The sequence below is a fragment of the Chryseobacterium sp. GVT01B genome, from assembly GCF_019970045.1.
Lineage (GTDB): Bacteria > Bacteroidota > Bacteroidia > Flavobacteriales > Weeksellaceae > Chryseobacterium.
In genome coordinates, this window is record NZ_JAHXYI010000006.1 from 106,256 (window position 1) to 119,399 (window position 13,144).

Below are 13,144 nucleotides of genomic sequence, written 5' to 3' on the forward strand. Positions count from 1 at the left end.
AAAAGAAAAACATGTCAATACAGCAGTTAAACTATTTAGATCAGTTAGAAGCCGAATCTATTTATATATTAAGAGAAGTAGCAGGTCAATTTGAACGTCCGGCATTATTATTCAGTGGAGGAAAAGACAGTATTGTGCTTGCTCACCTGGCAAGAAAAGCATTTTTTCACGGGAAAATCCCATTTACGTTTGTTCATGTGGACACCGGGCACAACTTTCCGGAGGTGTTGGATTTCCGTGATCAGCTGGTAAAGCAGTTTGATGTTAATCTTGCTGTGAGAAAAGTGGAAGATACTATCAAAAGTAAAAAACTAACCGAGGCTAAAGGTAAATTTCCAAGCAGAAACTGGCTGCAAACTTACACTCTTCTTGACACGATTGAAGAATTTGAATTTGATGCCTGTATCGGAGGAGCTCGTAGAGATGAAGAAAAAGCCCGCGCCAAGGAAAGAATATTTTCAGTTCGTGATGAATTCGGACAATGGGATCCTAAACTTCAGCGTCCTGAGTTGTGGAATATCTTTAACGGAAAAATCCACAAAGGAGAAAATGTAAGAGTTTTCCCTATCAGCAACTGGACAGAACTGGACATCTGGAATTATATCCGAAGAGAAAAAATTGAACTTCCTTCTATTTATTTCTCGCATGAAAGGGAAGTGGTAGACTTTAATGGTCAGTGGCTTGCCAATTCTTCACATGTTTTCTTAGAACCTGAAGATATTGTCACCACTAGAAAAATACGTTACCGTACCGTAGGAGATATGACCTGTACCGCAGCAGTAGAGTCCAATGCGGTCACAATAGATGCCGTCATTGAAGAAATTGTAGCAACCAGAATTTCAGAACGTGGCGAAACAAGAATTGACGACAGGGTAACAGAAGCCGCTATGGAGGACAGAAAAAAAGGAGGCTATTTTTAATCAATGATAAAAGATAATTAATCAATGATTACACAAAGTATTTCATCAATTATCATTTATCACTTATCATTTATAATTAAAATCGTATGGATATATTAAGATTTATAACAGCAGGAAGCGTTGATGATGGCAAAAGTACCCTTATCGGCAGACTGCTTTACGATAGCAAAAGTATTTTACAGGACCAGTTGGAAGTCCTTGAAAAACATTCAAAAAATAAAAATGAAGACGGAGTAGACCTGGCTCTTCTAACAGATGGATTGCGTGCAGAAAGGGAACAGGGAATCACCATTGATGTTGCCTACCGTTATTTTTCAACAGCAAAAAGAAAATTTATTATTGCTGATGCTCCAGGCCACGTACAATACACGCGTAATATGATCACCGGAGCATCAAACTCTGACCTTATGGTTATTCTTATCGACGCAAGAAAAGGCGTGATTGAACAAACCAGAAGACATTCCATCATCGCTTCTTTATTACAATTAAAGAAAGTCGCTGTAGCCATTAATAAAATGGATATGGTGGATTATTCGGAAGAAGTTTTTGAATCTATCAAATCAGAATACTCAAAAATTGCAGAAAATCTTGGATTAAACGATGTCACTTATTTTCCGATCTCTGCATTGAAAGGAGATAATATCGTTTCAACATCTGCCAGAACAGACTGGTACAAAGGAAATTCACTTCTTAAATATCTTGAAGAAGTAACCCTGAATGAAGAAAAAAACAACGGAAGCCGTTTTCAGGTTCAGTATGTAATTCGCCCTCAGACCGAAGAACTGCATGATTACAGAGGATACGCCGGACAAATATTAAGTGGAAAATTCACAAAAGGAGACAAAATCCATATTCTTCCGGCAGATCTGACCACTGAAATTACTAAAATTGAGATCAATGGTATTGAAAAAGAGGAAGCTTTTGAAGGGCAGCCTGCAGTGATCCATCTTGCTCATGATTTAGATGTCAGCAGAGGAGATATTTTTGTCACGGAAGAACAGATTCCGTCCGTTGAAAAAGATCTGGAAGTTCTCTTATGCTGGCTTGATCAGAAACCTTTACAACCGGGGAATAAATACCTTCTGCAGCAGAACAGCAGACTTGTGAAAGCAATTGTTAAAGAGATAGATTACAAGATCAATGTTAACACCCTGACCCATGAACAGGCAGACAGCGAAATTAAACTGAATGAAATTGTAAAAGTTACCCTGCGAACGGCACAGCCTTTGGTCTATGACAGCTTTACCAATAATAAAACAACGGGCTCTGCCATTTTGGTGGATGAAACGTCCAATTCAACGGTAGCAGCCTGTATAATTCAATAGAAAAATGGCAATTTCCGATCACTTAATAGAAAGAATTCATCAGACCAAACAAAATAGTAATCATGGATTCTTTGATAAGATAAAGACTAAAAGATGGGTTAAGGATTTGTATGAAACACTTTTCCTTCCCCAGAATGACAACACTGAAGATCAGCTGAAAAGAAATTTTGGAGCACTGCGGGAAACTCTTTCAGAACAGATCAATACCGTAACAGGTGATCAGGACAGTACTGAGAAACAAGTGAATCAGTTTTTTGAATCTCTGCCTGACCTTTATGATCAGTTGGTACTGGATGCAAAATCTATTGTAGAATTTGATCCTGCCGCCGATTCTCTGGAAGAAGTCTATCTGGCATATCCCGGCTTTTTTGCCACTTATGTCTATCGTATTTCACACCAGTTGTGGAGTCAGAAAGTGAAAATATTACCGCGTGTCATTTCAGAGTATGCTCACAGCAAGACAGGAATTGATATTCACCCGGGAGCTACCATCGGAAAGTCTTTTTTTATTGACCATGGGACAGGAATTGTGATCGGGGAAACAACAGTCATTGGAAATAATGTCAAAATCTATCAGGGAGTTACCCTCGGAGCCTTGAATGTTTCCAAAGAAAAAGCTCACCAGAAAAGGCATCCCAATATTGAAGATGATGTGATTATCTATTCTGGAGCAACTATTTTGGGAGGCGAAACTACCATAGGCAGAGAAAGCATTATCGGAGGAAATGTCTGGATAACACAGGATGTTCCTGCCAATTCGCTGGTTTACCACAAAAGTGAAATAAAAATAAAGGATAATACTTCATTACCCGAATCATTAACCTTTGTGATTTAAAAAAACAAAAAAATAAATTGATATGAGATTTCAGAACGCATTAGAAACGATTGGAAATACTCCCGTCGTAAAAATTAATAAATTATTCAATTCAGATCACGAAATCTGGATTAAACTTGAAAAAAGCAACCCTGGCGGAAGCATTAAAGACAGAATCGGACTGGCGATGATTGAAGATGCAGAAGCAAAAGGATTACTAAATAAAGACAGTACCATCATAGAACCTACCAGCGGAAATACAGGAATAGGTCTGGCTCTGGTAGCAGCTGTAAAAGGATACAAACTCATTCTTGTCATGCCGGAAAGCATGAGTATAGAACGCCGTAAAATTATGGAAGCTTACGGTGCCGAATTTGTACTTACCCCAAGAGAAAAAGGAATGAAAGGCGCTATCGAGAAAGCTAATGAATTGGCTCAGGACACTCCTAATTCATGGATTCCAAGACAGTTTGATAACCCTGCCAACGTAAAAGTCCATGTTGAGACTACTGCTCAGGAAATTTTAAAAGACTTCCCGGACGGACTGGACTACATCATCACCGGAGTAGGAACCGGAGGACACATCACAGGAATTGCAAAAACCGTCAAAGAAAAATATCCTAACGTAAAAGTATTCGCTGTAGAGCCGGAATTGTCTCCTGTTTTAAGCGGAGGAAGCCCGGCACCACACCCACTACAGGGACTAGGAGCTGGATTTGTTCCTTCCATTCTGGATATTACCCTTTTAGACGGAGTGATTACCGTAGGAAAGGAAGAAGCTTATGAGTACGCCCTCAATGCCGCTAAAAAAGAAGGCCTTTTTGTGGGAGTTTCCACCGGAGCCGCTTTAGCAGCCATCGCAAAACAGTTGCCTGAAATACCATCTAACGCTAAAATCCTGACGATTAATTACGATACCGGAGAAAGGTATCTGTCTGTGGAAGGACTCTTCTAAATCCTTAATTAACATCTACTTCAATGAAAACAAATATAAAATCACCAAAGGTTTACCTTATCGGTGCAGGGCCCGGCAACCCTGAACTGATCACTGTAAAAGCAGTAAAAGCGATCGCAGAAGCAGACGTCATTTTATGTGACCGCCTTGTAAGTCCTGAGATTCTGGAAACATACGTCAATGAAAATACAGAAATCATCTATGTAGGGAAAGAATGCAGCAAAAATGCTTCCACCCCTCAGTCTCATATCAATACTTTAATGGTGGAATATGCTCGTCAGAACAAAACTATTGTAAGGCTGAAAGGAGGAGATGTTTCCATATTCTCCAATATTCTGGATGAACTGCAGGCTTTAAAACAAAATCATATTCCTTACGAGATCATCCCGGGAATTACAGCAGCTTTAGGAGCAGCAGCTTTTGCAGGGATGCCTTTAACAGCAAGAGGATATTCTACATCCGTTCGTTTTCTGACCTATTATAAATCAGAAATTGTAACTGAAGAATACTGGAAAGAACTTGCTTTTACTAATGATACTCTTGTTTTCTACATGTCCAAAGGAAATCTTACTCCTCTTGTAGAAAAGCTTATACAGCTAGGGATTTCTAGTGATAAAAAAATTGCAGTCATTGAACAGGCCACAACGCCTTATCAAAAGGTGTACACGTCATCTTTTGATGATTTTAACGAAAAATTCGGAGACAAAGTCTTTGCATCACCTTCTTTGGTTGTAGTTGGCAAGATTGTCAATCTGCATGAAGAGTTTTCATGGCTTAAAAATGCAGAACAGGAAGGTCTTTACTTCAAATCAGTGGAAAACGGAAGTCTAATCCCTACAACTCAAAATTTCTTTGAATATGCTGTCTGAAACAAAATTAAATGTATTAAAACAAATCTCCGGAGACCTCTCCAGAGATGAAGCCATCTGGGCAAGCGGATATCTTGCAGGCATTGCCGGAGGAACTTCACTGACCGCCGTACTACCGCCACAGCAACTCAATAACAGCACTCAAAATGCTGTAAAAAAGATAACTCTGGCTTACGGAACAGAAACCGGAAACAGCAAAAAACTGGCTACAGCATTGGCAGGTATCGTGAAGAAAAAAGGACTTCAGGTTAAACTTGCTGATCTTTCGCAATACAAACCTAAAGATCTGGCTAAAGAAGAATTCTTTTTCGTAGTCATCAGTACACAGGGAGAAGGAGAACCACCAGCTCTTGCCAAAAAATTCTACGATTATATTCATGAAAATGAAATCAATCTCAGCGGACTGAAATATGGAGTACTGGCCTTGGGAGACAGCAGTTATCCTCTGTTCTGCCAAACCGGAGAAGATGTAGATTCACGTTTTGAAATATTAGGCGCTCAACGCATTATTCCAATAAAGAAATGTGATATTGATTACGAGCAGGAAGCTTCCCATTGGGTAGAGCATGTATTCGACACCGTTCATAAAAATGCTGGTCAGAGTACAAAAAATGTTGCAGCATCAAAGATTACTTCCGGTAGAAAGAAATATCAGGGGAAAGTTTCGGCTATCATTAATCTGAACGATATTACTTCTGAAAAAGAAACGTATCATATTGAAATTGAAACTGAAGAAGCACTTGTCTATCAACCAGGAGCAGCTTTGGGAGTTATTCCGTTCAATTCAAAATCTGTCGTGGATGAAATTATTACGCTGACAGGAATTGATCCTCAAAAACAAATAGAAACATCAAAGGTTACAGCTTCTGTTGAAGAACTGCTGTACAAGCATCTTAACATCAGTTATTTACTCAAATCTGTTGTTGCTCAATATGCAAAAATAACGGGACATTCCATCCCGGAAGTGAGACTCAGCCTTCTTGATCTCCTCAGAATTTATCCCGTAAAAAATGCAGATGAATTTGAAGAAATCCTACAGATAGTAACTGCTCAGGCACCCCGCCTGTACTCAATTTCTTCGTCGCTGGAAGCTCATGGTGACACGGAAATTCATATTACGGTTGCGAGATCAGAATTCTTTATTGATCATCAGAAACACAACGGGTTATGCAGTGGTTTTCTAAGTGAATTCAAAGAAGGAGAAGAGGTGGAATTTTATATTCAGGATGCAGGACACTTCAAACTGCCGGAAGCCGATAAAGATATTATCATGATAGGACCGGGAACGGGTATTGCACCTTTCAGGTCTTTCCTTTGGGAACGTGATGCAACGGGTGCAGAAGGAAGAAACTGGCTGTTTTTCGGAGACAGGAATTTTGTTTCAGATTTTCTTTACCAGGCTGAACTTCAGGATTTCCTTAAAACAGGCAGCTTAACGCATTTAGACCTTGCTTTTTCCAGGGATACAAATGAAAAAGTATATGTTCAGCACAGGCTGGAGCAAAAATCTCAGGAAATATTTTACTGGTTGGAAGGGGGCGCGTCAGTATACGTATGTGGCGCTAAAGAACCGATGGCCCGTGATGTGGAACAAACACTTCTGACCATTATTCAGAATGAAGGAAAACGCAGCAAAGAAGATGCTGTAAACTATCTGGAAGAAATGGAGCTTGACGGCAGATATGCCAAAGATGTTTATTAAACGAAGTAAAGAAGTATTCGTAAAAAATTAAAGGAAATAGTTATGAACAATGATAAAGAAAACCTTTCACCGGTAGAAAGGATTAAAACCAGCAGTAACGGGCTCAGAGGATCTTTAAAAGAGAGCCTTGCTGATCAATTTACCGGAGCTATCCGGGAAGATGACCAAACTTTGATCAAATTCCATGGAATGTACCAGCAGGACGACAGAGACCGAAGGGAAGAGCGTGTCTCCAAAAAACTGGAATGGCTATATTCCTACATGATCAGATTAAGGCTTCCCGGCGGCTTTTTAACTCCGGAACAATGGGTAGGATTGAATGAAACGGCCGAAGATCACTCAACAGGAACCATCAAAGTAACGACAAGACAAACCATTCAACTGCATGGTATTTTAAAATCTCATTTAAGACCTACCATTCAGAGTTTCAATCTGCAGCATCTGGATTCTATTGCAGCTTGTGGGGACGTCAACAGAAATGTAACCTGTACAGCCAATCCTTCAGAATCCCCTTTACAGCAGGAAGCTTACGAACTGGCAGGGAAAATCAGTGAAATGTGTCTTCCAAAAACCAAATCTTACTACGATATCTGGATTGATGACGAACTTTTGGTTGATCGTAAAGCAGAAGAAGATCCATTATATCAGGACAGATATCTTCCAAGAAAACTGAAAATAGGAATTGCTGTTCCGCCCAATAATGATGTAGATGTATTTATCAATGATATTGCACTGATCGCAATTATTGAGAATAATAAAATTGTGGGTTACAATATTGCTGCCGGAGGTGGACTAGGAGCTACTCACGGAAATGAAGCCACTTATGCCCGTCTTGCATCCATCCTTGGATTTGTAGATACCGAAGAAAAAGTATTGAAGGCCGTCTACGAAATCATCACGGTTCAAAGAGACTTTGGAAACAGAAGTGACCGAAAATTATCAAGGTTAAAATATACCATTGATAAATTGGGTATTGACCAATACAGAGCTGAAGTAGAAAAAAGAACAGGATTCAGTTTCGAACCGGCCCGCGAATTTAAGTTTGAACAGAGAAAAGACCGTTATGGCTGGATTCAGAATCATGAAGGAAAATGGTTTTACACTGTATTTGTAGAGCACGGAAGAATCCTTAATACAGCTGAATATCCTTTAAAATCAGGATTATTAAAAATCGCACAAACGGGAAAAGCTAATTTCCGTTTTACCTGCAACCAGAACCTTATTCTGGCTGATATTGATGAAAAAGATAAGATTGAAATTGAAGATATTTTAAAAGAATACGGAATCTTTAATTATACAAACGGTGCAAGTGCCTTACGTAAAAATTCTGTTGCCTGCGTAGCTTTAAACACCTGTTCACTCGCTTTAGCAGAAGCTCAGCGTTATCTGCCTTCTCTGGTCACAAAAATAGAACCTATTCTTGAAAAATATGGCCTTTTGGAAGAAGATATCACGATCCGTATGACCGGCTGCCCAAATGGCTGCGGAAGATCTCCCAATGCTGAAATCGGATTTGTGGGAACAGCCTATGGAAAATATAATCTCCACATCGGAGGAGACCGCCTGGGAATGCGACTGAATACAAAATTTAAAGAAAATATTGGTGAAGAAGAAATTCTGACCACACTGGATGAACTTTTCGGAATTTATGTACAGAAAAGACTTACAGAGGAAACATTTGGTGATTTTTCATACCGTTACTTACACACCTTAAATTAATTATATGGCTAATTTTCATTATGATCTGAAAAAAAACAAAAACAATCAACCTCTTCTTTTAGGCAGACGAATGTGTATGTGTTGTTGATTCTCAAATAACAATATATACAAAGCTGTTTCAACTTTTTGAACTATGAGGAAAAGTTAATACGACATCCTGTCATTGCGAACATAAGGCAAAGCAATTTCAGCATTATATTAACGGCATAAACCACCCCGTCAAAAATTCATTGAATTTTTGCCACCCCTCCAGAGGAGGGGAATTCTAAGCCCTTCAATTGTAACATAAAACGATATTGAAAATTTTCATCATTAAAGGTAAAAAAATTCAGACAGCTTCATTCTCAATCTAAAAAATGAAGAAAAAATGAAAAACAAAAAGCAGGGAAATTTTCTACCTAAAGCAGGTATTATAGCATTTACATTTCTATTTTTTAACCTTGCAGAAGCACAGCAGCAGCTTATAGAGCTTAGCGGAAGCATCAAAAATACAGGAACACACAAAGGTCTCGATTCTGTAAAAGTACAGATCGAAAATACACAGGACACTGCATTAACGGATCAACTGGGGAATTTTAAAATCAGAACAAGAGTTACTATACCGTTCAGAGTGGTTATTCAGAAAGATGGTTTCTCCAGTCAGACGGTTGAAATTCTTTCTCCTTCCAACAAAATAACAATAGGGCTGAACCCTCAGAATACCATCATTGATGATGTCGTGATTTCAGCTTCCAGAGTTCCGGAAAAAATATTAAGATCTCCGATTGCGATTGAAAAAATTGATATCAAAACGATCAGGGAAAGTCCGGCAGCATCATTTTATGAAACGCTGGAAAACGTAAAAGGGTTACAGCTTTTAACCTCCAGTCTTACCTTAAAAATTCCTAATTCAAGAGGATTTAACTCGCCTAATAATTTTCGTTTTATGCAGTTGGTAGATGGTGTAGATGTACAGTCTGCAACGCTGGGAGTTCCTTTGGGAAACGCAATAGGGCCTACGGAACTGGATATCCAGTCGATGGAAGTAACCCCGGGAGCCGCTTCAGCACTGTACGGAATGAATGCCATTAACGGACTGGCAAGTTTACAGACGAAAGATCCGTTTACTTCTGAAGGAATAAGTGTTTATTTCCGTGGCGGAGTGAATCATGTGGACAATGTCAATCATAAAATAAGTTCTCTGGGAGAAAGTGCCATCCGCTTTGCAAAAGTGTTCAATAAAAACTTTGCAGTAAAGGTGAATGCTTCGTATTTCAGCGGAACAGACTGGATTTCCAACAATCTTAACGATCAGAATTCCGGTTCATCGGTAACAGCCAATCCTAATTTTTCGCTGGCCAATAATCCGGCTGAAGACCTTTGGAATAAATACGGGGATGAAAGAAACAACCGTGTTGCCGTAAAAGTGGATTACAACGGTAAACCTACTACATTCAACGTTTCCAGAACAGGATATCTTGAGAAGGATCTTGTGAGTCCTGATGTGAAGAATATCAAATTCGATGCAGGATTATATTACCGTTTCGGAGACCAGTGGAGAACTTCTTACGTTTATCGATATGGCTTGCTGGATGGAACTTTCCAGAGAGGAAATAAAATCCGCTTGCAGAACGCTACGGTTCAGAACCATAAAGTAGAACTGACAGGAAGAGAATTAACCTTCAGAGCTTATGTATCTATTGAAAATACAGGAGATTCTTATAACCTGAAGCCTTTGGCAGACAATCTGGATCTTACGAATCTTTCCAATACCAAATGGAAAAATATATTTTAGACTGCTCTTCAGAACAATTTAAATGGAGGAGTAAATCTTAATGATGCATTTATTCTCGCCCGTCAGGAAGCCGATAAAAACAGGGCAGTCCCCGGAACCGCAGCCTTTGAACAGTTAAAAAATACCATTATCGGAATCAATAACTGGGATTCAGCCAATGCAGGAGTTGCAGGAGCTCCGGCAACAGGAGGGGCAAAGCTTGAACAGAAATCCAGGTTTTATCAGGGTGAACTTACCTATGACTTCAGCAGATTTGTGAAAATTTTCAGCCTTCTGGCTGGTGTAGATTATCGCCTCTACAGTATTACTCCGGATGGAAATAACTTTGTTGATTTCAACCGTCCTGTGAGTGAAAGAAATATTCCTTTAGCCAACGGTACATTCGGGAAAGATGTTATCTATCAGAAATATGGAGCTTTTGCACAGATTACCAAGCTTTTCTTTGATGATAAATTAAAAATCAATGCCGCATTACGTATCGACAGAAACCCGGAGTTTGAAGCAAAGCTGAATCCAAGAATTAGTGTGGTGTATTCTCCTGTTAAAGAGCATAACTTCAGGGCGTCTTTTCAAAACGGATATCGTTTCCCTTCGTTATTTGAAGCACTTTCTTTCGTGAATAACGGGAATGTAAGAAGAGTAGGAGGTCTTTCAAAAGTAAATGACGGATTAGGCTATCTGGAAAACTCCTATACACTGGCTTCTATTGACCGGTTCACCTCAGCGGTAAACGCAGATATAGATGCAGGAAAAACCCAAAGCCAGGCTGCTCAGGATAATAAACAGCTTCTAACAGTAGCCAACTTACAAAAACTGCAGCCGGAAAAAATCAACTCATTTGAAGTAGGATATAAGTCTGTGTTTTTCAATAATAAACTGGTGCTGGACTGGGATTTCTATTACAATATTTACGAAGGATTCCTGGGGCAGGTAGAAGTGGCCGTTCCAAAAAACAGCCAGGTGGGAAGCAATGCAGCCGTACTTGCAATGCTCGACAGAAGTAAGCAGGACAGATACAGAGTTTATACCAATAGTAACAGCACTTACAAAAGCTATGGGACCTCTTTAGGAATCCGTTATAATATTACCGGAAACTATAATGTGAACACCAATGTTTCCTATAATGATCTTGCTTCCAATAATAATTCAGACCTGTTTATCACAGCTTTCAACACTCCAAAATGGATGGTGAATGTAAGTGTAGGAAACAGAGAGATTGTCAAAAACATAGGGTTTACTCTTGTGGCAAGATGGCAGAGCGGTTTTATGTGGGAAAGTCCTTTAGCATCAGGATCAATTCCGGCTTATTATACGATTGATGCACAGGCAACATGGAAACTCCCTGAAATTCATGCAAATATTAAAATTGGAGCCACCAATTTGCTTAACCGCCGTTATTTCCAGTATGCAGCGGGCCCAGAAATCGGAGGACTATATTATCTCGCTTTTACTTATGACTTAAAACTGTAATCAGGATGAGCAATTCATTATATCCCATATTTTTAAAACTTGAAAACCTGTCACTGCTGATCATCGGCGGTGGCAAGGTTGCCCTTGAAAAACTGGAGTCGGTACTTGGAAACTCTCCGGATACTTCCATCAAACTGGTGGCGAAAGAAATTATTCCTGAAGTCAGAACCCTGCAACATGAATTTTCTAATCTAACCCTGCATGAAAGAGGCTATGATGATTATGATTTTAATGATGCAGATCTTGCGATTATTGCAGTAAATGATATTGAACTGGCAGGAGAAATCAGAGAAAAAGCCCAGCAAAAAAATGTATTGGTGAATATTGCTGACAAGCCTGATCTATGTGACTTTTATTTAGGTTCCATTGTCAAAAAAGGAAGCCTCAAAATTGCTATTTCTACCAACGGAAAATCTCCGACCATTGCCAAGAGATTAAGGGAAACCTTTACCGAAGTCATTCCTGACGAAATGGATCATGTGTTGGATAATATGCAGCATATCCGAAACAAACTGACGGGAGATTTCAATTATAAAGTGAAAGAACTCAACAAAATCACTACAGAATACCTGTCCGATGGAAAAGCTTCTTCAAAACCAGATATGGAAATTGAAAAACTGATTAATATTACCAAAACAGCTCAGAGAAAAGCTAATATTTATCTTGCGATTATTGGTGTTTTGCTTCTTTTCGGATTATTTGGGCTTGTAGTGTATCAGTTTAGTCTTGCAGGTGATATCCAGTATTTTCTGAATAAGGATGGACATATTTTTTACTGGATGTTGTTTGCTGGTTTTATGGCGGAAATTGTCGCCGGATCCATGGGAATGGGCTATGGGGTGATTTGTACCACCATTCTTTTACTGCTGAATGTTCCACCTCCTGTTGTGAGCGCAAGCATCCACTCTGCAGAATCGTTTACCACAGCAGCAGGAAGTTTCAGCCATTACAAACTGGGAAATGTCAATAAGAAAATGGTGTGGGTGTTATTCCCGCTGGCTATTATAGGTTCTGTTATCGGTGCATTGACGCTGTCTCACTATGGGGAACATTATGCTCATATTGTAAAACCTGTTATTGCCTGCTACACATTATACCTTGGGATTAATATCTTAAGAAATGCATTTAAAGATAAAAAATCAGGGCAAACAAAAACCAAACGCAGAACCAATCTCAGAATATTAGGATTGGCAGGAGGTTTTATTGATTCATTTGCAGGAGGCGGATGGGGCCCTTTGGTAACCGGAACGCTGATCAAAGAGGGTAGGATTCCCCGTTATGTCGTGGGAAGCTCTACCGTAGCCAAGTTTCTATTGACTGTAACAAGTGCGATAACATTTATTTTCACTATTGAAATTCATCACTGGAATATTGTTTTGGGACTTTTACTGGGTGGTGTTTTTACAGCTCCGTTTTCTGCGATGCTTACTGCAAAACTTCCAACAAAGAAAATGTTTGTTGTGGTTGGAATTGTGGTTATTCTGATGAGTCTTGTTACAATAACAAAGTCTTTTTTGTCATAAAAAAATTAAACGCAGAGATTTTAATGTTTTACTTTATTTTGAGGCATCAGGGGGGGAAATTAATGATGCAGTG

The 13,144-nt window shown here is 39.3% G+C and carries 10 protein-coding genes; all 10 read left to right on the forward strand.

What is annotated here, in order from left to right:
- The first annotated feature begins 11 nt into the window (after window positions 1-11).
- The 10 genes from cysD (at window position 12) to LC457_RS15360 (ending at window position 13,071) form a co-directional block, all read left to right on the forward strand.
- Entirely contained in the window at window positions 12-920 is a 909-nt protein-coding gene (gene cysD / locus LC457_RS15315) for a sulfate adenylyltransferase subunit CysD (RefSeq protein WP_223600662.1), read from the forward strand.
- 86 nt (window positions 921-1,006) lie between these two features.
- Window positions 1,007-2,245 (forward strand): sulfate adenylyltransferase subunit 1, encoded by a 1,239-nt coding sequence (locus LC457_RS15320; RefSeq protein ID WP_223600663.1) that lies wholly within the window; start codon window positions 1,007-1,009, stop codon window positions 2,243-2,245.
- Between the two features lie 4 nt (window positions 2,246-2,249).
- Entirely contained in the window at window positions 2,250-3,080 is an 831-nt protein-coding gene (gene epsC / locus LC457_RS15325; RefSeq protein WP_223600664.1) for a serine O-acetyltransferase EpsC, read from the forward strand.
- Window positions 3,081-3,102: 22 nt separating this feature from the next.
- Window positions 3,103-4,014: a cysteine synthase A gene (gene cysK, locus LC457_RS15330; protein WP_223600665.1), complete on the forward strand. Its 912-nt coding sequence runs from the start codon at window positions 3,103-3,105 to the stop codon at window positions 4,012-4,014.
- Between the two features lie 23 nt (window positions 4,015-4,037).
- Window positions 4,038-4,883: a uroporphyrinogen-III C-methyltransferase gene (gene cobA, locus LC457_RS15335; protein WP_223600666.1), complete on the forward strand. Its 846-nt coding sequence runs from the start codon at window positions 4,038-4,040 to the stop codon at window positions 4,881-4,883.
- The gene (locus LC457_RS15340; RefSeq protein ID WP_223600667.1) at window positions 4,873-6,585 is read left to right on the forward strand and encodes a sulfite reductase flavoprotein subunit alpha; all 1,713 of its coding nucleotides are present in this window, start codon (window positions 4,873-4,875) and stop codon (window positions 6,583-6,585) included. The genes cobA and LC457_RS15340 overlap by 11 nt, the downstream gene beginning before the upstream one ends.
- Before the next feature lie 42 nt (window positions 6,586-6,627).
- Window positions 6,628-8,304: an NADPH-dependent assimilatory sulfite reductase hemoprotein subunit gene (locus tag LC457_RS15345; protein WP_223600668.1), complete on the forward strand. Its 1,677-nt coding sequence runs from the start codon at window positions 6,628-6,630 to the stop codon at window positions 8,302-8,304.
- A 367-nt stretch (window positions 8,305-8,671) separates the two neighbouring features.
- A complete protein-coding gene (locus LC457_RS15350; protein WP_223600669.1) occupies window positions 8,672-10,078 on the forward strand; it encodes a TonB-dependent receptor in 1,407 nt (468 codons plus the stop codon).
- A 135-nt stretch (window positions 10,079-10,213) separates the two neighbouring features.
- Window positions 10,214-11,548 carry a TonB-dependent receptor domain-containing protein gene (locus LC457_RS15355; protein ID WP_223600987.1) on the forward strand — a complete coding sequence of 445 codons (1,335 nt, stop codon included), beginning with the start codon at window positions 10,214-10,216 and terminating at the stop codon, window positions 11,546-11,548.
- A 5-nt stretch (window positions 11,549-11,553) separates the two neighbouring features.
- Entirely contained in the window at window positions 11,554-13,071 is a 1,518-nt protein-coding gene (locus LC457_RS15360; protein ID WP_223600670.1) for a TSUP family transporter, read from the forward strand.
- Window positions 13,072-13,144 lie beyond the last annotated feature (73 nt).

What these genes read in the sequence shown, in the direction of transcription:
- LC457_RS15345 (WP_223600668.1), top strand. Translation starts at nt 6,628, where the DNA reads ATGAACAATGATAAAGAAAACCTTTCACCGGTAGAAAGGATTAAAACC.
- LC457_RS15340 (WP_223600667.1), top strand. Translation starts at nt 4,873, where the DNA reads ATGCTGTCTGAAACAAAATTAAATGTATTAAAACAAATCTCCGGAGAC.
- LC457_RS15350 (WP_223600669.1), top strand. Translation starts at nt 8,672, where the DNA reads ATGAAAAACAAAAAGCAGGGAAATTTTCTACCTAAAGCAGGTATTATA.
- cysD (WP_223600662.1), top strand. Translation starts at nt 12, where the DNA reads ATGTCAATACAGCAGTTAAACTATTTAGATCAGTTAGAAGCCGAATCT.
- cysK (WP_223600665.1), top strand. Translation starts at nt 3,103, where the DNA reads ATGAGATTTCAGAACGCATTAGAAACGATTGGAAATACTCCCGTCGTA.
- epsC (WP_223600664.1), top strand. Translation starts at nt 2,250, where the DNA reads ATGGCAATTTCCGATCACTTAATAGAAAGAATTCATCAGACCAAACAA.
- cobA (WP_223600666.1), top strand. Translation starts at nt 4,038, where the DNA reads ATGAAAACAAATATAAAATCACCAAAGGTTTACCTTATCGGTGCAGGG.
- LC457_RS15320 (WP_223600663.1), top strand. Translation starts at nt 1,007, where the DNA reads ATGGATATATTAAGATTTATAACAGCAGGAAGCGTTGATGATGGCAAA.
- LC457_RS15360 (WP_223600670.1), top strand. Translation starts at nt 11,554, where the DNA reads ATGAGCAATTCATTATATCCCATATTTTTAAAACTTGAAAACCTGTCA.